Source organism: Bradyrhizobium sp. USDA 4486 (assembly GCF_054057995.1).
The window spans coordinates 2,966,605-2,987,267 of sequence record NZ_JBSRZV010000001.1; the positions used below are offsets into that span (position 1 = coordinate 2,966,605).

Here is a 20,663-nt window from a genome sequence, read left to right on the forward strand (position 1 = left end):
GCTTTTGAGCGCGCGTCAATTTGTCCATTTTCCGATTGACGGCGCCTGAAGCCGCTGATTTGGTGCGACCGCCTTTGCTTGCCCGGCAGCAATAAGCCGGCCCGCCCGTTGGCGGTCGCGGTCAAGACGGCAAGGCACGAGGGGAGGACTGACGCCGCAACGCTTTCGGAAAAAGAGCCGTGCGGTCGCGTGCGTTTTGCACGCCGGCCGAACGATGCGTGCTGATGCTCCCGTGAAGTTAGGCCGCGACGGAGAAAAAGTAAGATGCGTCCATTGCTGGCGGTGAGCAACGCCATCGACGCCCTCAATGAAAAGATTGGGTACGTCTGTAACCTGCTCGTGCTCCTGTCCTGTCTGGTGAGCGCGGCCAACGCCATGATCCGCTACGCCTTCAGCTATTCGTCGAACGGCTGGCTCGAGCTGCAATGGTACATGTTCGCGATCCTGGTGATGTTCGGCGCGTCCTATACCTTCAAGCGCAACGAGCATGTCCGGGTCGAGATCTTCTATCTGATCCTGTCCGAGCGCGGCCAGCTCTGGCTCGACATGATCGGCACGCTGTTCTTCCTGATCCCCGCCTGCCTCCTGCTCGCCTATCTGTCCTGGCCGTTCTTCATGCAGGCCTATGACGTCGGCGAGATGTCGGGCAATGCCGGCGGCCTGATCCGCTGGCCGATCAAGTTCGTGATTCCCGCCGGCTTCGTGATGCTGGCGCTGCAAGGTGTTTCCGAAGTCATCAAGCGTATCGCGGCTCTCCAGGGCTATGTCACGATCGACGCCAAGTACGAGAGGCCGACCCAATGATTACGCTGGAGATGATGCCGCCGCTGATGTTCGGCGGCCTGGTTCTGGCGATGCTGATCGGCTTCCCCGTGGCGTTCACGCTTGCCGCGGTCGGTCTCTCCTTCGGCTTCCTCGCTATCCATCTCGGGTTTTTCGACCTCAACTTCCTCCAGGCGATTCCCGGCCGCGTGTTCGGCAGCGTGCTCTCCAACGAGCTGCTGCTCGCCATCCCGTTCTTCACCTTCATGGGCTCCATATTGGAAAGATGCGGCCTCGCCGAGGACATGCTGGATTCGATGGGCCAGCTGTTCGGCCCGGTCCGCGGCGGCCTCGGCTATTCCGTCATCATCGTCGGCTTCATCCTCGGCGCCATCACCGGAACCGTGGCGGCGCAGGTTATCGCCATGGCGCTGATCTCGATGCCGGTGATGATCCGCTACGGCTACAACATGCGCTACATCACCGGCGTCCTTGCTGCCTCCGGCACCATCACGCAGCTGGTGCCGCCCTCGCTGGTGCTGATCGTGCTCGCCGACCAGCTCGGCAAGTCGGTCGGCGACATGTATCTCGGCGCCTGGGGCCCCTCCGTGTTCCAGATCATGCTGTTTGCCGGCTACACTTTCATTCTCGGCCTGATCAAGCCGAGCCACGTGCCGCCGGTGCCGCTCGAAGCGCGCACGCTGACCGGCTGGGCGCTGTGGAAGAAGTGCCTGATGGGCATCATCCCCTCCGCCGTGCTGATCTTCGTCGTGCTCGGCACCATGATGATGGGCCTTGCGACCCCGACAGAGGCCGGCGCGATGGGCGCGGTCGGCGCCATCGTGCTCGCCGCGATCCACCACAAGGACTTCTCCTCGACCGACCGCAAGGTGCTGGTCGCAGGCATCGTCGCCGCCGGCATCGGCACCATCGTCGCGATTCTGTTCACCGAGAACTTGATCTTCAAGCTCGCCTTCGCGGTCACCTATCTGGCGGTGGCCTGGATCTGCATCTCGGCCGCGCGCATCCCGGACCTGCGCGATCTGATCAAGCAGGGCTACGAATCCACCATGCGCCTCACCTGCATGGTCACCTTCATCCTGATCGGCTCGACCTGCTTCTCGGTGGTGTTCCTCGGCGTCTCCGGCGGCGTCTGGCTCGAGCACCTCCTGACCTCGCTGCCCGGCGGCGTCTGGGGCTTTTTGATCTTCATCAATCTCTTCATCTTCTTCCTGGCGTTCTTCCTCGACTTCTTCGAGATCGCCTTCATCATCCTGCCGATGATCGCGCCGATCGCGCAGAAGATTCTCGGTCCCGTCGTCGGCGACGGACCGGCGCTGATCTGGTTCGGCGTCATGCTGTGCGTGAACATGCAGACCTCGTTCCTGCATCCGCCGTTCGGCTTTGCGCTGTTCTACCTGCGCGGCGTCGCGCCGAAGGAAGTGAAGAGCTCCGACATCTATTGGGGCGCGATGCCCTGGATCGGCCTGCAGATGATCATGGTGCTGATCGTGATCGCGTTCCCGATCACCGTGACAGGCCTCCTGGACAAGCCGCTCAGCGTCGATCTCGACAAGGTCAAGATCGAGGTTCCGCAGATCGACCTGCCCCCACTGGATCTCGGCCCGCCGCAGAAGTAGCGGTCGCGACCCTTGTCATGCTCCGCCTCGGCGGAGCATGACGCGCGTGACACGTGCGGGAAACACGGGCATACCGGGCTATCCTCCAACTCATGGACAGCCGCTCATGCTCCGATCGCACCCTGCTCCATCGTTCATCCTTTCCTTGCTTGCTTCGCTCTGGCTGGCCTCTGCCGCGACTGTCGCGTGTGCCGAGCCAGTGGCCGATGTCCATGCGCTGGCGCAGAAGGAGCAGCAGCCGCTGCTCGACACGCTGCGCGATCTCGTCAACATCGAAACCGGCAGCAGGGACATCGAGGGCCTGAACGTGATCGCGGGCCGCGTCGCCGACCAGCTCAAGCAGCTCGGCGGCACGGTGGAGATCCTGCAATCGACCGACATCTATCGCCTCGACGACACGCCCGAGAAGATCGGCCCGGCCGTGCACGCCGTCTTCAAGGGGACCGGCACCAAGAAGATCATGCTGATCGCCCACATGGACACGGTGTACCTGAGAGGCATGCTGAAGGACCAGCCGTTCCGCATCGACGGCGACAAGGCCTTCGGCCTCGGCATCGCCGACGACAAGCAGGGCGTCGCGCTCATTCTCCACACCGTGGCGCTGCTGCAGAAGCTGAATTTCAAAGACTACGGCACGCTCACGGTGCTCACCAATGGCGATGAGGAAATCTCCTCGCCCGGCTGGCGCAGCACCATCACCAAGCTCGCTTCCGATCAGGATGTGGTGTTCTCGTTCGAAGGCGGCGGCACCGACGGCACGCTGCGGCTCGCCACCAGCGGCATCGGCTCGGCCTATCTCACGGTCACCGGCCGCTCCTCGCATGCGGGCGCAAGGCCCGAGGGCGGCATCAACGCGCTCTACGAGCTCTCGCACCAGGTGCTGCAGATGAAGGATCTGTCCAAACCCGAGCAGGGCCTGAAGCTGAACTGGACCGTTTCCAAGGCCGGCACCAACCGCAACGTGATTCCTGCCGAAGCCACCGCGCAAGCCGATGCGCGCGCGCTGAAGGTGTCGGATTTCGACGAGCTGGAGAAGGCGCTCCAGGAGAAGGTCAAAAATCACCTGCTGCCGGATTCCAAGGTCGAGCTGAAGTTCGAAGTGCGCCGTCCGCCGCTCGAGGCCAACGAGGCCTCGCGCCGCGTGGCGGCCTACGGCAAGACCATCTATGAGGAGATCGGATTGCCGCTGAAGGTCGACGATAAGGCAACCGGCGGCGGCACGGATGCCGCCTTTGCCGCGCTCAAGACCAAGGGCGCCGTGATCGAAGGCATGGGCCTGTCCGGCTTCGGCGCGCACTCCAATGACGCCGAATATGTCAAGATCGACAGCATCGTGCCGCGTCTTTACCTGACCACGCGCATGATCATGGACCTGTCGACCGGTAAGCTGAAATAGCGGTCAGCTCCGGCTGAGGGCGGGGCCCCCCTCCCCCGCCAGCCGAAACCGGAGCGTGAACTCCGCGCCGCCGCCGGGAAGATTCTCGAGCGCGATCGTCGCGGCGTGATCGTCGGCCACGCCGCGCACGATCGACAGCCCCAAACCGGCGCCGTCGCTGCGCTGGCGGTCGGCGCGCCAGAAACGCTGGAAGATCAAGTCGCGCTCGGCCTCCGCGATGCCGGGGCCGCAATCGCGCACGCGCACCTCGCCGTCCTCGCGCACCTCGACGTCCACGCAGGTGCCCTTCGCCGTGAACTTGATGGCGTTTTCGGCGAGATTGAAGATCGCGCGCTGCAGCATCTCGGCATTGCCATGAATCAGCACCGGCGCGTCGCTGCCCTTGAGCGCGATGTCCTTGTGCTGGGCGATCGCGAACGGCGCGATCGCAGCCACCACCTCGGCGCAGACGGCGCGCAGATCCGCGGTCTCACCGGGATCGAGCACCAGGGTGTCGAGCTCGGCGATCTCCAGCAGCTGGGCGACGATCCGGCTCATTCCCTCGATGTCGTCATGCAGCGCCTGCCGTGCGGTGTTGTCGCCAAGCGTCTCAATCCGCGTCCGCAGGATCGTCAGCGGCGTGCGCAATTGGTGGGCGGCATCGGCCGTGAACTGCCGCTGCACCCGAAAGCCGTCCTCGAGGCGGTCGAGCGCCTGGTTGACGGCGGTGACGAGTGGCAGGATCTCGCGCGGGATCTGCTCCGTCGGCAGGCGGATGTCGGTGCGCGCCGGGCCGATATTGCTGGCCTCCTCGGACGCCTTCCACAGCGGCGCGATGGCGCGGCGGAAGATGACAATGTCGATGCCGAGCAGGATCAGCAGCACCGGAATGGTGATCCAGCCCACCCGCCGGAAGAAGTTCGAGATGATATCGTCGATGATCACGTCGCGGTGCGCTAGGTCCTCGGCGACGCGGATGCGCACGAGCTTGCCATCGACCATGCGCGTGACGCTTGCGCCGGAAATCGTCTCCGACGGCGGCGGCGCCGACACGGCCGCGCCGGTCTTGCGGCGGGATGAGAACAGCAGATGGCCGTCGGCATCGCGGATGTCATAGAGATAGCGGCCGTAAGCTTCCGAATAGAGGCCCCGCAGGCTGTCCGGCAGGTTGAACGTCAAAAGCCCGTCCGGCTGCGCGACGATGCGCTCGGCCAGCACCTCGGCCTGGGCGCGCATGGCATCGCGATGCAGCTGGTCGACCTCGGAATTGAGCAGCCAGAACAGCACCAGCGGCAGGAAGATCGCGACCACCGCGACCGCCACGATGTGCATGAACACGATGCGCCAGATCAGCGATTTGAATGTCGGCGATCGGCCATAGGCCGGCGCGGCGGTCACGCTATTTCTCCTCGGCCAGGAGATAGCCGACGCCGCGGATGGTGTGGATCACGACCTTGGCGCCGTGCTCGGCAAGCTGCTTGCGCAGCCGCGAGACGTAGACCTCGACGGCGTTGGAGGCGACCTCGCCTTCGAGTCCGAAGATGTGGTCCTCGACGTTCTTCTTCGGGACCACCCGCCCCTGCCGGCGCAGCAGGATCTCCAGCACCGAGGTCTCGCGCGCGGAGATGATCCGGGGCTGGTCGTCGACGAAGATCTGCCGGCTCTCGGTGTCGTAGACGAGGTTGGCGAGACTGAGCGAGCGGCCGAGCAGCTGGCCTGGCCGGCGCAGGATCGCCTCCAGCCGCGCCACCAGCTCCTCCATCGCGAACGGCTTGGCGAGATAATCGTCGGCGCCGCTGCGCAGGCCGCTGACACGGTCCTGCAAGCCGCCCCGCGCGGTCAGCACCAGCACCGGCAGCGGCTCCATCTGGCGGCGCAGCTCGCGCAGCACCGACAGGCCGTCGCCGTCGGGCAGGCCAAGGTCGAGAATCATCGCGGCATAGCTGACGCTGCTGACCGCCGCGCGCGCCTCGGCGGCGCTGCCCACGACATCGCTCTCATAGCCGGCCGCTGCCAGCCCGCTGGCCACGAGCCGCGACAGCTCGGCATTGTCCTCGACGATCAGAAGGCGCATCGTAGTCCCGGCATCACCGCACGGCTCGCGCCGCGTCTTTGCTCTCTTCCATCATTCCGGGCGCCTCGGCCAGCGAAAAGTGCCCCGCAGGCGGGTCGGCGGCCCCTGTCAGGTTGGTGTAAGCCGGTCTGGCCGCGTCCCCGCGGATGGCAGCTCTGGAGGAATGGCTCTGTCCGCCCATGCGCCGCCGTCCGTGACGCGCTTGTTTACTCGATCACTTCGTCTGCACCGGCAACGATTGCGGATGAGAACGCATAACCGAGCGTTTTAGCCGCCTTCAAGTTGATGACGAGCTCTAACTTTGTGACGAGTTGGACAGGAAGATCGGAAGGCTTCTCGCCCGACAGGACCCGTCCGGCATAGACACCCGCGCGCCGGTGCGACTGCATGAAATCTCCTCCATAGCTCATCAGACCTCCGGCGATGGGAAAGTCTCGGGTCTGTGTGATTGCGGGCACGCGATATTTCATTGCCAGAGCAGCGAGCCGCGTACTGCGAAATGCAAAATAGGGGTCGGAGGTAAACACGAGTCCACTTGCCCCGTCCTTGGCCGCCGCAGCGAACACAGATTCAAATTCATCCTCCTTGCTCGCGTTCAATATCTCCAGTTGAACATGCATAGTATCTGCAGCCGTGCGAAGCTTCTGCAATTGCGCTTCTGCGGTCGGACTCGTCGGATTGGCGACGACCATCAATTTGGTCGCCGTAGGCAACAGGTCGCGCATCAACTCGAGCCGCTTTGGCGACACGTCGACACTCAGGCTCGAAACTCCCGTGATGTTTCCGCCCGGCCGCGACAAGCTATCGACCACGTGGAGCTGAACGGGATCGCCGCCCATCTCAAAGACGATTGTCTTGGTCGGGCTCGCAGCTTTCGCGGCAAGTGCCACGGGGGCACCCCCGGGCGCCACCAGGACATCCACGTTTCGGGCGACCAGTTCGGCGGCCAACGCAGGCAATCGGGAATATTGTCCGTTGGCCCACTGATAGTCGATTTTCACATTGCGGCCCTCGACAAAGCCGGCTTCTGCCAGTCCCTGGCGGAAAGCCTCAAGTCGACTGGCAAAGAGCTCGGGCGACTCCGGGCAAAGATAGCCAATGACGGGCATGGCGGACTTCTGCCCATACGCGTCGGCCGTCCACATCGCCGCGCCCGCCATCAAAAGCAGAAACTCCCGCCGCCTGGCGCATCTTCGTGGTGTTACTGCCCCAGAGTTGGCGCTCCTCATGGCTACGTACCCGTTGCCGTCAGCCGGTCGTCGAAGCATAGCCCCGGATGCTCGAACAGTCTTCAACTGGATTGCACCGGGCGTCCCGCGGCCGGCCACGGCTAGAGAGCATTGAAGGAGATTCCGAAGACCGGAATAGCTTCGTCAAATCCCTTGATATTGCGCTCCCCAAGGTCCTCGACGGGCCGCCGACCCCCGACGTCAGCGGCGACTTTAGCGTCGACCAGAATTTCCTTGTCTGCGGCAGATGCGCACAATCGTGCCGCGAGGTTCACGACGCTGCCAATGGCAGTATAGTCGAGCCGGTCCTTGTAGCCGATCCGGCCGACAGTCGCCGGCCCGCTGGCAAGGCCGATTCCGAAACCGACCTGGTAGCCGCGCGATCGCCAGCCCGCGATGAGGGCCTGCACGGTCTTCTGCATGTCGACGGCGAGATCGATGGCTCTCAATGCAGGCTCTTCGACCGGGACAGGCGCGTTCACCAGCACCATCAGCCCGTCTCCGGAGAAATTGATCAGCGTTGCCTCGAATTTCGCGATGACCCTGCCAAGGGCTTCATAGTACTCCGACAATACGCTCATGACGTCCTCAGGCGCAGCTCCTGCTGAGAAGGCGGTGAACCCCCTCAAATCGCAGAAGACAACGACGACTTCCGTGCGGCGACCATCCAGCACGCTGTCATCGCCGGCTCGATCGACGAGATCGGCGACCTGGGGAGCGAGGAATCGCCTGAGCCTGGCGATGCGCTCCTGGTGCTGCTGCGCCAGCGCCAGCTCGGAAGCCATCTTGTTGAAACTGTTTGCAAGGCGCTGGAACTCGTCCCCGGTGTGGATCAGGATTCGGTGGTCAAAGGACCCGGCACCGATCCTCTCTGTGCCCTCCTCGAGCAGCTTGATCGGCTCTGTCATCCGGTCGGCCAATGCATAGGCAAAAATACCCGCCAGCATCGTGCTGACCGCGAGGAGCATTGCCGTCCGCCACAGGGCGGCGTAGATCGGCGCGTAAGCTTCGGATAGTGGCTGCGCGACAACGACTGTCCAATCGGTGCCCTGTACGGAAGCCGCGCTGGCGGCGACAAATTGTCCTTGTGCATCCCGGCTCGTTGCGAAGCCCGCTTGCGACCCTATGGCGTCCCGCACAGCTCGAAATGGCCTGGAGGTTGCTTCTTCCGCCCCGCGAAGGACGAGGCTGATGTCGGGATGGGCGATAAGGCGACCCGATCGGTCCAGGACGAAAGCAAAGCCGGTCCTTCCGACCTTGATCGCCGAGATCACGTCCCAGATCAGCTTGAGGTTGACTTCGGCTATGACTGCGCCGAGGGCCGGTCGACTGCCGACAATCGCAACCGTCAGGTATGGTTCGGAGCCTCGATTGTAGCTGACCTCGCTGAACCAGATCTGAGTTGCCCGGGCTCCGACCAGGGCAGGATCAACCGATCGGTCCGTGCGGCTGTCAATTCGATTGAGGCCGATCCGTGAGATGTGGAGACGCTCCAGACCGCTGCCGTCGAGGAGTGTGAGACTGGCGATGGCAGGCGCTTGTCGAAGGAGGCGCAACGCGTCGGTCCGCCGGCGTTCGTCGGGCTCCTCGGTCCACGGAAGCTGCACCAGCCAGCCAAGCTGCGTTGTGATGCCGTGGATGAAATCGTGTATCTCGGCGGCCGCGGACGCGGACTGGAGGCCGAGCCACTGGTCCAGCCTCGCACGCTGATCGCGATAGCCGAACCACGCTTCAATAACGCCGTTGAATGCGAGTGGGACCGCGACCGCCACGAAGAGCGCCAGCAAATATTTGTGAAAGAGGCCGCGAAACCGATCTTGAGGAATCATGATCCGGTCACCCGTACAATCGCACAGATACTATGGGCCCAGAATAATAAGTCGCTTTGCCATCAAGCGGAGTTCATTTGAACCGAGCGTGCGGTTGGGCCCTTCGCGCCTGCACGGCGGACCAGTCACGCGGTCAGGCGACAAGCTGCCGGGTAGGCACAGCCGGGCGTCATGGCCACTGTTGATCTAGGTCAAACATCACCCATCCGCTGGCCTCACGCTTGCGAGGTCCTCCTCTCCCTCCCGATCCTGCAGAAGGCTTACCGAAGGATCGTCGACCAAAGTGAGAGCTCACTCATGATAACGATTCCAGAACTGACGTCCCAGGCGCTGGGTGCGTTCCTGATCTCGGAGACAAGCGGTCGCTTCGGCTCGTCTCACGCCAGCCTGCCGGAATTGCTCCCCTACGCAGCAAAGCTGGCCATGGAATGCATTGGCAATAGCGATGCACTCTACCATAATGTCGAGCACACCTTGTTGGTCACGCTGGTGGGGCACGACATTCTGATCGGGCGCTCGCTTCTGAGGCCGACGACGGCTAGGGACTATGCTCACTTCATTCTGGCGTGCCTGATCCACGACATCGGCTACGTCAGGGGAATAGTCCACGGAGATCAGGACGGAGCCTATGTTGTTGATGGGACCGGCCGAACGGTCGAGTTACCGATCGGCTCCTCCGATGCAGCGCTTGCGCCCTATCATGTCGACCGCTCAAAATTGTTCGCCGTGGAGCGTCTTGACGCAGTCGACCAGATTGACGCCGCTCGCGTTGCCCAGGCCATCGAATACACTCGTTTCCCTTATGCCGACGCACCAACGAGCGAACCGAGGGATGATCTGGACGAGGAGGAAGGTTTGTTGCTTCGCGCCGCCGATCTGATCGGTCAGCTCGGCGATCCGAACTACATGAAGAAATCAAATGCGCTCTTCTACGAATTCGAGGAGATCGGACTCAACAAATCGCTCGGATACGCCACGCCGGCGGATGTGGTATACAAATATCCTCAATTCTACTGGACCAAGGTCTCACCGCAGATCCAGACTGCCATCCGCTATTTGAACGTAACCGCGAGCGGGCGACAGTGGATCAGCAGTCTGTATGGCAATGTCCTGCGCGCCGAGCGCGAGGTCGGACTATCTGGTCCGCAGCTATAGATCGGCGTTCCCTCGCCTTTCGCATGGGGTTCAACGCCGCCGCACTGGCTTTTTTCGGAAGCATGTGGTGAGAAATGAGGCGGGTCAGCGGTGCTGACATTTGCAGCTTCAGGATCATGGTCCCACCACCATTGGTGTCTGAACTGGTCGGCACAACCCTGCGGATCATGTGCCGAGATACTCGCCACATCATCAGACCCAGGCTGTTGATGCTGTGCCGTTTGAAAGAGCCGACCATCGCCATACGAGGAGGACAATCCTTCGCCTCACGTGTACTCGTAAGAGATTACCACCGGCAGAATGCGGCGATGCGCGTGATCTTCACCATGCCTCGAAGCAGCGTCGGCACAGAGGCTTCGATGGGCAAAGCCGAGTTAGGACGTCCTCATCATTGTTCGCTCAAATAAACCGCGGTCCCTGCGCGTCCAATTGGGCAGTGCGGCAGCAGCCTTGTCAGAAAGAAAACTTACAACTAGAATACGAATGCGGCAGTAAGACACCGAACTGATTTCAGCAGGGAGGGATTGATTATGGCCTCGCACATCAAGCCACAACCGAATTTCAATCGGCGTTGGTTCCTTGCAGGAGCCGCGGGCGGCGCAATGGTTCCCGTAGCAGCGCACGCGGCCGTGACAAACAAAAAGCAGAAGCGCGGTATTTTTGCGGATGAGCTGGGCACTGCGAAGGACGAGTTGGAAGATAAGGTAGCTGATTTCTCGTACCAAAATGATGTCCTCGCGCAATGGATCGTCGATATCTGGACGGGTCCCGCCAACAATCCCCTGATCACACCCAGTACGGGTGCGATATCCATGGCGCAGTACCAGGCGCGCTCAACTGCAGCAAAAGCAGCCCTTGCGGCTCGGGGCATCTATTTGGAGAAACCCATTGTCATCACGGAAGACGAATACGATGCTGGGTTCAGTTTGGCAGAGGCAGGGCTCGAAAGGACTGTCGGAGTCGTTCTGGTGCTGCCGAGACCCACACGTCCGACTCTTGGGCAGCCTCTGCTTGAAACGGCCAAGTTGCTGATGGCCATCACGCCGAACGGAATCTAGCGGTATTGCAATCCGTCTCGGATGCACAGGGGTCTCTGGCTGGGTGCGAATTTTGTCGCATCCCAGCGAAAACGCACGGGCATTCACTCGCAACTGGAGGTTTGAATGGCACAGCCGGTCACGGAGTGGGTCAACGTCGCGGGGGATATTTCGATCATCGCTCGCGAGACGGGAGAGGTCTGGTTTCATTCTCCCGGCGGTCCGGAAGAAAACATAGACCCCTTCTCTGCACTGATGACAGGTGCCGGGTCAGCAGGCAGTACGGTCGGGCTGCTCGACGGTGCGATCAATCTTGGATTTGCCGGAATCGAAAAGAACCTCGCACGCCCTGACCCGACGCTCGTCGGCTATATCGTCGCTTTGGCCGGCGCGTATCACACCTCTGTCGATACGCCTCGAAATCTCCGGCGCGCCGCCCGGCGCTTCAACGAGCTGGGGAGGCCCGAGGTTGCAGACTACTTGGAAGAGCGTGCACGCGAGGAGAGCGGTCACGACCGGCTCGCGCTGAAGGATCTGCGCGCGCTGGGTGTGCCCGGCGAGCGGCTCGTCGCTAACTTTATTCCAGATGGCATCAAGCCGCTCTGCAAGCGCTTCGATGATCTCTGCGCCCAGGACTATCCAATCGGCTGCATCGGCTATTCGTACTGCCTTGAGCGTATCGCGGCGCTGAAGCAGGCGAGCGATATAGCGAAGGTGCAGGCGATCTGTCCGGGTGATCTTGATGCGACCCGCTTCCTCAGGAGTCACAGCTCCCTCGGAAGCGAGGCCAATCACGTCGAAGAAACCATCAAGTTCGTAGCCGCCCTTCCCGCGAATGACCGTATCTGTGTCGTTCAGGAGACGTATGAATCGGCACTCATCCTGGCGGAGGGATACAACCACGAGCTTCTCAAATCCGAAGCGGAGATGCTCGCAGAGCTTGAGCAGGCGCTTGGAGAAGCCCTGCCCCATTGTCGCAGCTCACATCCTTTGACGGGTGAAAGGCGCGGCGCTCGTCGGCCCGACGCGTGAGCGGAGCAGCGCGATAGTCCACCGCCGGCTTGGCATGGCGAGAAGCACGATAATGGAGCCCAGGCCCCGATCGGGCGACAGGACGATTGCGATCCAAGGCGATCAGGGCGCGCGACTGGGGCGCAGGTAGCTGGGTAGGGTACCGGCGGGTGGCGTTCTCGCGCCGCGCTGCGGTTGCGCCTCACACCGAATGAGGAACATTTCAAATAACGCTCATATAACGCCGTGTGCGGAAAATGATATCGTCCGCCGAAGAAGGTTTCCTGTGTTCAGGTGACAAAGGCCACGCATGGAGATCTGAAGCTCCTTGATGGGGCACGGCAGTAGGCAAGGACCTCTGCGATGACGAGGACAACAACCACTGAATTGGCCGAGTGGCTGGCTGGACATGGTCTAGGCCAGTACGCCAAAATCTTCGCCGAAAACCATATCGATTTCTCGGTCCTGCCGGATCTGACGGAGAATGATCTCGAAAAGCTCGGAGTATCGTCTCTGGGTCACCGCAAGAAGCTGCTAACGGCCGTCAAGGCATTGACGGCCGCGCGCCAGCCTATCGGCACGCCGACGGCGGTTGCAAGCGCTGCCGCGGTATCACCCTCTCCTGAAAAACATCCTCCTGACAAACATCGCGAAGCTGAATTTCGCCAGATCACAGTGATGTTCTGTGACCTGGTCGGCTCCACGCAGCTATCGGAAAAGCTGGATCCTGAAGATCTCCAAAAGCTCATTGACGCGTATCGGGTAGAGTGCAGCGCCGCAATTGCCCGCTATGGAGGCGAGGTCGCCCGCTATTTCGGCGATGGAGTGATGGCATTTTTCGGCTGGCCTTACGCACACGAGGATGACGCCGTTCGCGCGGTTCACGCCAGTCTGGAAATTGTGTTCGGAATTACGAAGATATCAGGGCCAGTCACCCTGAATTGCCGCGTCGGTGTCTGCTCGGGCCCGGTCATAGTCGGTGAGATTGGAGATAGTGGTACGTGGTCGATGGACGCAGTGGGGGAGACACCCAATATCGCCGCACGTCTACAGACCCTTGCCGCTGCCAATACGGTACTCATCTCGGAATCGACGAGGCGTCTTGTATGGGGAGCGTTTGATTTCCAGGACGTCGGGCTCCATGAACTCAAAGGCCTGAGTGAACCGCTTCACGTGTATCGCGTGCTCTCGGCGAAACATTCCGCCAGCCGGTTCGAGGCTGCGCATACCGGCTCTCTTACCCCGCTTATTGGACGTTCGACCGAACTGAGCTTGCTGCTCGATAGATGGCGGAAGGTCAACGAAGGCGAGGGGCAGGTCATATTGCTCTCGGGTATTCCCGGGGTCGGTAAATCAAGGCTCCTCCACGAATTGATCTCGCATGTTCAGCATGAGCCACATGTTTTGCTGCACCACCAGTCCTCACCTTATCATAGTCAAAGCGCATTCTATCCGGTGATCGGTCAGATCGAGCAAGCAGCCCAATTAGGGGCTCGCGATGCCGAGACAGATAAGCTTGCCAAGCTGACAACCTACCTTCCGCGATCGATCAGCAATTCCAAAGAAGCAGTCTTGCTCGTTGCCAAGCTGCTATCAATCCCTTTGGAGAATAATCAGGAGCTATCCGGTCTTACGCCGCAGCAAATAAAGAACAGGACGATAAGCACGCTTGTCGACATGATCCTGGCGTATTCTGTCCAGCGCCCCACGCTCTGCATCTTCGAGGATGCGCACTGGCTGGATCCATCGAGCCTTGAGCTGGTTGAATCGATCATTAGCGGCATCGATCGCGCCCGCGTGCTGCTGATCGTGTCATGCCGACCCGAGTTCCGTCCCACGTGGATGACGCGTGCGAACGCCACCATGCACTCGCTCACTCGATTGTCGCTCACCGAAGTCAAGGCGATGATCCGGGATATCTTGAAGGGAAGGAGCATGCCAGAACCGGTGCTCGACCGGATCATCGAAAAGGCCGATGGCGTGCCGCTTTTCGTGGAAGAACTGACGAGCAGCATGATGAGCGCGCCTTTGCAAACCCGAGGCATCGAGCGCGCACCGCAGCTGGCATCGCTCAGGGTCCCGGACACGCTGAGCGATGCATTGATGGAGCGGCTGGACCGTGTTGCACCGAGTCGCAGGCTTGTACAGATTGCGGCCGTGATCGGGCGCGAGTTCTCCTATGATCTCTTGTCGGCTGCATCGCGAATGGGCGATGACGACATGTTGTCGGCGCTCTCGTTGCTCGAACAGGCCGACATCATCTATCGAGTCGGAATTTCGCCTCGGCTTCGTTTTGCCTTCAAGCACGCGCTGTTGTGTGACGCAATCTATGACTCCTTGCTTCGCAGCAAGCGGCAGCAGATACACGCCGACATCGCGGCAGTTTTGCAGCATGGTTCTTCGGAGCTCGCCGAAAATCAGCCCCAGGTTCTGGCCTATCACTATCAGGAAGCGGGCGATCACCAATCGGCCATTCGTTGCTGGTTTGAGTCCGGGCAGCGCGCGCTCGCGCATTCCGCCAACGTCGAAGCGATTGCCAGCTTTCGAAAGGCCCTCCAGCTTCTGGACGCTTTGCCCGAAACACCTCAGCGGAACAAGCAAGAGATCGACGTTCAATTGGCATTGGGAATCCCGCTGATCGCCGTTCAGGGGTATGCCTCCGCGGAAACCCGCGAAGCGTTTTCGCGAGCCCATGCCTTATGCCTGCAACTGGGCGATATCCCTGAGTATTTCCAGGCCTTATTTGGGTTGTGGGGGCACTGCTGGATGGGCGGAAAGAATGACGATGCGCTCCGCTTGGCTGGTGAGTTCCTTTCACGGTCTCGAGCATTATCCCAGCCCGTGCCGCTGATGGTGGCTCATAGAGTGATGGGCAGTACGCAATTGACGATGGGGGACTTCCGATCGTCTGCGGACCATTTCATGGAGTCGATCAAGCTCTCGGTTGGCAAAGGAAAACAACCTCTCTCCAATCTTTACATGGTGGAACCCCAAGCGGCTTCACTTCTGCTCCTGTCCTGGGACTTGTGGTTTCTGGGTTATCCGGACCAATCTCTTTCCCGCGTTTCGGAAGCGCTGGCTTTGGGGCAAGACCTTGGCCACCCCTACACCGTGGCGTTCGCGCATTATATGACGTCTGTTGTGCACCTCCTGCGCGGCGAGGCCGGCCAAGCCTTCGAAAGCGCCGGAAAAAGCTTTCAAATGTCGCAGGAGCAGCGGTTTTCGCTATACGCAATCTTGTCGAGAATTTCGCGAGGCCGAGCCGCCGGCGAACTAGGCCGACTCGGAGAGGCCCAGGAAGACATGGCGTTGGGACTCGGCGAAGCGCGACGGAATGGCGTCGGCTTCATGCTTCCGATGATGCTCAGCTGGCAGGCGGACCTGCACGCCAAGGCCGGCGAAATCCAAAGCGCGCTATCGATTGTCGAAGGAACCCTGGCCGATATGAGTGACCTGACGGGCAGGTCATGGGAATCGGAGCTGCATCGCCAAAACGCGCAACTTCTTCTGGTATGCGAGCCGTCGAAGACAGGAGAGGCTGAACTTCATCTCAAGAAATCTATCGAGGTGGCGCGTGGTCAAAGCGCCAAGTCCCTGGAGCTGCGCGCCGTAACAAGCCTTGCAGAACTATGGCGGACGCAAGGGAGGGCCGAAGAGGCGCGTGCTCTGCTAGAACCAATACTCCATTGGTTCGAGGAAGGCGCCGAAACGGCTGACCTCAGACGGGCGCGCGACGTTCAAGCTGCCCTGGGCTGATCCCACGCGTCGCGATCACGGCCGCCACATCTATTTGCATCCGCGGGCAAAACAATGTCGTTAGGAGTTTGCTGCACCCAGCTTGCGGCCCTTAGCTGCAGAAGGTAGCTCGCAAGATGGGCCGCTTTCGCCTTCTGATGCACCCTGGCTTCAAAATGCGGCGCCGGGCCCTCGGCTGCGCCGAGGATCGCGTCATTCTGCTGATTTGCCCAGACGTGTCAGACCGTTGGCGGAATCCACCGGGCATCCCGCCCTCACCCCTCGTCTACGGCGTATGGGTTGTTTTTCACGTTTTCATTTAGTGGGACACCTTCCAAACGCTGCGACAACAACGCCCCGAAGCCTTCGCTCCGGGGCGCTGCATGCGACAGGCGGTGACGCTCAGCTCTGCGAGCGACGCGCCATGAAGATATCGTAGCCGACCTCAGCGACCTGGAACCAGGCGTAGCCGTCGCTGGAGAATTTTGCGAGGGAGTCGTGCACCTTCTTGAAGTTGGGGTTGGTCGCGCCGACCTCGGCATGCAGCTCCTTGGCCGCCTTGTAGCAGGCGTCCATGATCGGCGGCGAGAAGGCGTGCAGCTTGGTGCCGCTGGCGAGCAGCTTCCTCAGCGCCAGCGGATTGGCGGTGTCGTAGCGCGCCATCATGTAGTTGTTGGCGTAATGGCCGGCCTGCTCCAGTACGCTCTGGTAATATTTCGGCAGCGCGTTCCACTTGTCGAGGTTGACGAAGGCCATCAGCATCGGCCCGCCCTCCCACCAGCCGGGATAGTAGTAATGCGGCGCGATCTTGTAGAAGCCGAGCTTCTCGTCGTCATAGGGGCCGACCCATTCGGCCGCGTCGATCGTGCCCTTCTCCAGCGCCGGATAGATGTCGCCGCCGGCGAGCTGCTGCGGCACCACGCCGAGCTTCTGGAGCACGCGGCCGGTGAAGCCGCCGATGCGGAATTTCATGCCCCTGAGGTCTTCGGGCGTGTTGACCTCTTTCCTGAACCAGCCGCCCATCTGGCAGCCGGTGTTGCCCGCGAGCAGCGAGATGACGTTGTAGCTCTTGTAGAACTCGTTGAGCACCTCGCGCCCGCCGCCCTGCATATACCAGGCCTGGTTGATACGCATGTTGGGACCGAACGGCACTGCCGAGCCGAAGGTGAAGGTCGGGTCCTTGCCGAAATAATAGTAGGACGCGGTGTGGCCGATCTCGCAGGTGGCGTTCTGCACGGCGTCGAGCACCTGGAGGCCCGGCACGATCTCACCGGCCGCGAAGATCTGGATCTGGAATTTGTTGTCGGTGGCCTCCGCGACCATCTTGCACATCATCTCGGCGCCACCGAACAGCGTGTCGAGTGATTTCGGCCAGCTCGTCGGCATGCGCCATTTGATTTCCGGCATCGACTGCGCGATCGCGGGCGCAGCGAGCGTGGCGGCACCGGCCGCACCAAGTCCTGTGACCTTGATGAAGTCTCTTCTCTTCATGATTTCCTGCCCTGATGGATTGTGATTGTGGGCCTTCTTGGCGAGGCTTGAGGGCCAGCATGGCGTAACGGCTGACGAAATGCCATCGCGATCGCAATGCGGCAAAGAAAAAGGTTCTCAGCCTTGCCGCGTCGGGCTCGGACGGTGCTCCTGAAAAGCGGCCCTGAGTTCGGCGAGTTGCTCGCCGGTTGCTCCCAACTCCGCGTCGGCACGATCCGCCGGAACGTCCATGTAAGCGATCGGCGCATCGAACTGGCTCGCCGTGAAGTCGTACCTCTTGCCTTCGATCCGATTGTAGAAATGGTCGCCGGCCGGCAGCGGCGTCTTCAGCAGGTCACCGCCGAAGAGCTCGTGGATCAGCAGCGAGGTGACGTTGCATTGGCCTGCCGCCGGATTGTCCGCCGTCCATTGGCTGGCCGTCGAAAGCGACCATGCCTTGCGCAGCGCGCGCTGAACCTCATCGGGATCGAAGTCCATCGTCCCTCCCCGGGATCGGCGGCGGATCGATTTCGGATTATACGATTATCGCTTTATGCCACTGTTTTGCCCGACGTGTCAAACCGCCTCGCTGGTCGGGTGAGCCCCAACGCCATTCGCCGTCATGGCGGTCACGGTCGCAAAAATCGGCGCGTCGGTACCGGCGGCTCAGTGATCGCGATATGCCGCTGAATTGCCTCGTCCCCTCAAGCCGCTGGCAGCAGCGACGCGCAAGCCCGCCCTCACCTCGTTCTACTGTGCATGGGGTTGTTTTCGATATTTTTTTGGCACCCGCCCGAGCAAGAAAAAGCCCGGCCTCGTTGGAGGCCGGGCTTTCCGATTGCGACGTGCTCGAACGATCAGCCGCGGGTGCGCGAGCGGATCATGAAGCTGTCATAGGTGTATTCGGCGACCTGCCACCACAGATATTCGTCGGACCGGTAGGCCTGCATGGCGTCGATCGATTTCTTGAAATCGGGGTTCTTGGCCGAAATCTCCGCCCACAGCTCGTTGGTCGCCTTGAGGCAGGCTTCCAGGACCTCGTTGGTGAACGGGCGAAGCTGGGTGCCGCCGGCGACCAGACGCTTCAGCGCCGCCGGGTTCTGCATGTCGTAGCGCGCGGCCATCCAGCTGTTGGCATTGGCCATCGCGTTGGTGAGGATCGCCTGGTAGCTCTTCGGCAGCGAATTCCACTTGTCGAGGTTGGTGAAGGCGTGGACGGTCGGACCGCCTTCCCAGAAGCCCGGATAGTAGTAGTACTTGGCGACCTTGGCGAAGCCGAGCTTCTCGTCATCGTAGGGACCGACCCATTCGGCTGCGTCGATGGTGCCCTTCTCCAGCGCCGGATAGATGTCGCCGCCAGCGAGCTGCTGCGGCACCACGCCGACCTTCTGGAGCACCTGGCCGGCGATGCCGCCGATGCGCATCTTGAGGCCGGAGAGGTCCGCAACGGTCTTGATCTCCTTGCGGAACCAGCCACCCATCTGGGTGCCGGTGTTGCCGCAGGGTTGGCCGATCACGTTCGACTTCTTGAAGAACTCGTTGCCAAGCTGCTCGCCGCCGCCTTGGTACCACCAGGAGTTCTGCTGGCGCGCATTGAGGCCGAACGGCACGGAGGCGTAGATCGCCCAGGTCGGGTCCTTGCCGACATAGTAGTAGGAGACGGTGTGGCACATCTCGACCGTGCCGTTCGAGGTCGCGTCGAGCGCCTGCAGGCCGGGCACGATTTCACCGGCAGCGAACACCTGGATCTGGAATTTGTTGTCGGTCATTTCGGCGACGTACTTCGCCACCTGCTCACCGCCGCCATAGATGGTATCGAGCGACTTCGGGAAGCTCGAAGTCATGCGCCACTTGATCTCGGGCGAGGATTGCGCGATCGCCGGCGAGGCCACCGCGGCGGTCGCCGCCGCGCCTGCTGCCGACACTTTCAGGAAATCACGACGCTTCATCTTCAGGTCTCTCCTTGCTGGGGCGTTTCCCCTTAACGTCTCTTTGTGCCGCCGCTCATTCCGGCGACGCGTTCAGGCCGCGTCGAACCGAAGGGGCTTGACTGCCGTGGGCGTTTAACACGGACGGGGCGCTTTCGGAACGCGACAATGGCATGACGGGACTCTACGAAAGTCGCATGTCCCCAGCGGATCGGCCTCGCAGCCTCAGGCTGCGGCGATCACGCCCTTGAGCTGGTCCCGGACCTGCCCCGCAATGGCGCGGTAGATCGCCGCATGGGGCCCGTCCGGTTCGCTGTCGACTACGGGGTTGCCGGCGTCCGAGGTGGTGCGAATCGCCATGTGCAGCGGGATCTCGCCCAGGAACGGTACCCCGAGCTTCTCGGCCTCGTGACGGGCGCCGCCATGGCCGAAGATGTCGGATTTCGTGCCGCAATGCGGGCACTGGAAATAGCTCATGTTCTCGACGATGCCGAGCACGGGGACGTTGACCTTCTTGAACATCGCAAGTCCCCGCCTTGCGTCGATCAGGGACAGGTCCTGCGGGGTCGAGACGATCACGGCGCCCTTCAGCGGCACGTTCTGCGCCAGCGTGAGCTGGGCATCGCCGGTGCCCGGCGGCATGTCGACGACCAGCACGTCGAGCTGGCCCCATGCGACGTCGCGCAGCATCTGCGTCACCGCCGACATCACCATCGGCCCGCGCCAAATCATGGCGGTCTCTTCCTCCACGAGGAAGCCGATCGACATGATGGCGAGGCCGAAGCGGCGGAGCGGAATCATCTTGCGCTCGCTGTTCAGCTCCGGCTTGTCGCGCAGGCCGGTGAGGCGCGGCACCGAGGGGCCGTAAATGTCGGCGTCGAGCAGCCCGACCTTGAGGCCGAGATCGCGCAGGCCGAGCGCAAGGTTGAGCGCGGTGGTCGACTTGCCGACGCCGCCCTTGCCGGAGGCGACCGCGATCACCGCGGCAACGCCCGGAATTTCGGACTGCCGCGCCATCGGCGATTGAGCGCCGCCCTGCGACGGCGGCTTGTGGGCATGGGCCGGCTGCACGCCCGGCGTGCCGCGGCTCGGCTGCGGGGGTGGCGGCGCGGAGCCCGGCTTGCGCTCGGCAGTCAGCGCCACCATGACGGTGGTGACGCCGGGGATAGCGCGCACGGCGGCCTCGGCCTCAGCCCGGATGGACTCCCAGGCCCGCGCCTCGGCGGCATCGACATTGATCGAGAAGAACACCTTGCCGTCCGAGGCGCTGATCGCGCTCAACACATTGGCATTGGTGAGCGCGACCCCGCGCGGCGACTTGATCTTGGCGAGGCTGTCGAGAACCTGTTGCTGCGTCACGCTCAAAGCGCATCTCCTAAAGTTCAGGATGCCCCATTAGAGCGGAAACGCCCAAAAGG

At 61.8% G+C, this 20,663-nt stretch carries 15 protein-coding genes; 7 read left to right on the forward strand and 8 right to left on the reverse strand.

What is annotated here, in order from left to right; genetic code table 11:
- The first annotated feature begins 264 nt into the window (after positions 1-264).
- The 3 genes from ACVWY3_RS14660 (at position 265) to ACVWY3_RS14670 (ending at position 3,798) form a co-directional block, all read left to right on the forward strand.
- A complete protein-coding gene (locus ACVWY3_RS14660; protein ID WP_456839084.1) occupies positions 265-804 on the forward strand; it encodes a TRAP transporter small permease subunit in 540 nt (179 codons plus the stop codon).
- Positions 801-2,402 carry a TRAP transporter large permease gene (locus ACVWY3_RS14665; RefSeq protein ID WP_456839085.1) on the forward strand — a complete coding sequence of 534 codons (1,602 nt, stop codon included), beginning with the start codon at positions 801-803 and terminating at the stop codon, positions 2,400-2,402. The genes ACVWY3_RS14660 and ACVWY3_RS14665 overlap by 4 nt, the downstream gene beginning before the upstream one ends.
- 106 nt (positions 2,403-2,508) lie before the next feature.
- On the forward strand, positions 2,509-3,798 hold the full coding sequence (locus ACVWY3_RS14670; RefSeq protein ID WP_456839086.1) for a M20/M25/M40 family metallo-hydrolase: 1,290 nt from the start codon (positions 2,509-2,511) through the stop codon (positions 3,796-3,798).
- Between the two features lie 3 nt (positions 3,799-3,801).
- Here ACVWY3_RS14670 and ACVWY3_RS14675 read toward each other — a convergent pair whose 3' ends face one another.
- From ACVWY3_RS14675 to ACVWY3_RS14690, 4 genes are all read right to left on the reverse strand, one after another.
- Positions 3,802-5,109 (reverse strand): ATP-binding protein, encoded by a 1,308-nt coding sequence (locus tag ACVWY3_RS14675; RefSeq protein WP_456843368.1) that lies wholly within the window; start codon positions 5,107-5,109, stop codon positions 3,802-3,804.
- Positions 5,110-5,176: 67 nt separating this feature from the next.
- Positions 5,177-5,851: a response regulator gene (locus ACVWY3_RS14680; RefSeq protein ID WP_456839087.1), complete on the reverse strand. Its 675-nt coding sequence runs from the start codon at positions 5,849-5,851 to the stop codon at positions 5,177-5,179.
- Positions 5,852-6,057: 206 nt separating this feature from the next.
- Positions 6,058-7,011, reverse strand: coding sequence for an ABC transporter substrate-binding protein (locus ACVWY3_RS14685; protein WP_456839088.1), 954 nt, complete (start codon positions 7,009-7,011; stop codon positions 6,058-6,060).
- 170 nt (positions 7,012-7,181) lie between these two features.
- Positions 7,182-8,909 (reverse strand): adenylate/guanylate cyclase domain-containing protein, encoded by a 1,728-nt coding sequence (locus ACVWY3_RS14690; protein WP_456839089.1) that lies wholly within the window; start codon positions 8,907-8,909, stop codon positions 7,182-7,184.
- 297 nt (positions 8,910-9,206) lie between these two features.
- Between ACVWY3_RS14690 and ACVWY3_RS14695 the strand changes: the two genes are divergently transcribed.
- From ACVWY3_RS14695 to ACVWY3_RS14710, 4 genes are all read left to right on the forward strand, one after another.
- Positions 9,207-10,064 carry a metal-dependent phosphohydrolase gene (locus ACVWY3_RS14695; protein WP_456839090.1) on the forward strand — a complete coding sequence of 286 codons (858 nt, stop codon included), beginning with the start codon at positions 9,207-9,209 and terminating at the stop codon, positions 10,062-10,064.
- Between the two features lie 530 nt (positions 10,065-10,594).
- Entirely contained in the window at positions 10,595-11,122 is a 528-nt protein-coding gene (locus ACVWY3_RS14700) for a hypothetical protein (protein ID WP_456839091.1), read from the forward strand.
- Between the two features lie 105 nt (positions 11,123-11,227).
- Positions 11,228-12,133 carry a hypothetical protein gene (locus ACVWY3_RS14705; RefSeq protein ID WP_456839092.1) on the forward strand — a complete coding sequence of 302 codons (906 nt, stop codon included), beginning with the start codon at positions 11,228-11,230 and terminating at the stop codon, positions 12,131-12,133.
- 342 nt (positions 12,134-12,475) lie between these two features.
- On the forward strand, positions 12,476-15,868 hold the full coding sequence (locus ACVWY3_RS14710; protein WP_456839093.1) for an adenylate/guanylate cyclase domain-containing protein: 3,393 nt from the start codon (positions 12,476-12,478) through the stop codon (positions 15,866-15,868).
- 381 nt (positions 15,869-16,249) lie between these two features.
- Here ACVWY3_RS14710 and ACVWY3_RS14715 read toward each other — a convergent pair whose 3' ends face one another.
- The 4 genes from ACVWY3_RS14715 to ACVWY3_RS14730 all read right to left on the reverse strand — a co-directional run bounded on the left by ACVWY3_RS14715 (position 16,250) and on the right by ACVWY3_RS14730 (position 20,610).
- Positions 16,250-17,338 (reverse strand): TRAP transporter substrate-binding protein, encoded by a 1,089-nt coding sequence (locus ACVWY3_RS14715; RefSeq protein ID WP_456839094.1) that lies wholly within the window; start codon positions 17,336-17,338, stop codon positions 16,250-16,252.
- A 117-nt stretch (positions 17,339-17,455) separates the two neighbouring features.
- Positions 17,456-17,815: a YunG family protein gene (locus tag ACVWY3_RS14720; RefSeq protein WP_456839095.1), complete on the reverse strand. Its 360-nt coding sequence runs from the start codon at positions 17,813-17,815 to the stop codon at positions 17,456-17,458.
- A gap of 359 nt (positions 17,816-18,174) precedes the next feature.
- Positions 18,175-19,266, reverse strand: coding sequence for a TRAP transporter substrate-binding protein (locus ACVWY3_RS14725; protein ID WP_456839096.1), 1,092 nt, complete (start codon positions 19,264-19,266; stop codon positions 18,175-18,177).
- Between the two features lie 204 nt (positions 19,267-19,470).
- Complete coding sequence (locus ACVWY3_RS14730; protein WP_456839097.1) at positions 19,471-20,610, reverse strand: Mrp/NBP35 family ATP-binding protein; 1,140 nt, start codon at positions 20,608-20,610, stop codon at positions 19,471-19,473.
- Between the last annotated feature and the right edge of the window lie 53 nt (positions 20,611-20,663).

What these genes read in the sequence shown, in the direction of transcription:
- ACVWY3_RS14675 (WP_456843368.1), bottom strand. Translation starts at nt 5,109, where the DNA reads ATGCACATCGTGGCGGTCGCGGTGGTCGCGATCTTCCTGCCGCTGGTG.
- ACVWY3_RS14660 (WP_456839084.1), top strand. Translation starts at nt 265, where the DNA reads ATGCGTCCATTGCTGGCGGTGAGCAACGCCATCGACGCCCTCAATGAA.
- ACVWY3_RS14715 (WP_456839094.1), bottom strand. Translation starts at nt 17,338, where the DNA reads ATGAAGAGAAGAGACTTCATCAAGGTCACAGGACTTGGTGCGGCCGGT.
- ACVWY3_RS14670 (WP_456839086.1), top strand. Translation starts at nt 2,509, where the DNA reads ATGCTCCGATCGCACCCTGCTCCATCGTTCATCCTTTCCTTGCTTGCT.
- ACVWY3_RS14705 (WP_456839092.1), top strand. Translation starts at nt 11,228, where the DNA reads ATGGCACAGCCGGTCACGGAGTGGGTCAACGTCGCGGGGGATATTTCG.
- ACVWY3_RS14685 (WP_456839088.1), bottom strand. Translation starts at nt 7,011, where the DNA reads ATGGCGGGCGCGGCGATGTGGACGGCCGACGCGTATGGGCAGAAGTCC.
- ACVWY3_RS14690 (WP_456839089.1), bottom strand. Translation starts at nt 8,909, where the DNA reads ATGATTCCTCAAGATCGGTTTCGCGGCCTCTTTCACAAATATTTGCTG.
- ACVWY3_RS14680 (WP_456839087.1), bottom strand. Translation starts at nt 5,851, where the DNA reads ATGCGCCTTCTGATCGTCGAGGACAATGCCGAGCTGTCGCGGCTCGTG.
- ACVWY3_RS14700 (WP_456839091.1), top strand. Translation starts at nt 10,595, where the DNA reads ATGGCCTCGCACATCAAGCCACAACCGAATTTCAATCGGCGTTGGTTC.
- ACVWY3_RS14725 (WP_456839096.1), bottom strand. Translation starts at nt 19,266, where the DNA reads ATGAAGCGTCGTGATTTCCTGAAAGTGTCGGCAGCAGGCGCGGCGGCG.
- ACVWY3_RS14665 (WP_456839085.1), top strand. Translation starts at nt 801, where the DNA reads ATGATTACGCTGGAGATGATGCCGCCGCTGATGTTCGGCGGCCTGGTT.
- ACVWY3_RS14695 (WP_456839090.1), top strand. Translation starts at nt 9,207, where the DNA reads ATGATAACGATTCCAGAACTGACGTCCCAGGCGCTGGGTGCGTTCCTG.
- ACVWY3_RS14720 (WP_456839095.1), bottom strand. Translation starts at nt 17,815, where the DNA reads ATGGACTTCGATCCCGATGAGGTTCAGCGCGCGCTGCGCAAGGCATGG.
- ACVWY3_RS14710 (WP_456839093.1), top strand. Translation starts at nt 12,476, where the DNA reads ATGACGAGGACAACAACCACTGAATTGGCCGAGTGGCTGGCTGGACAT.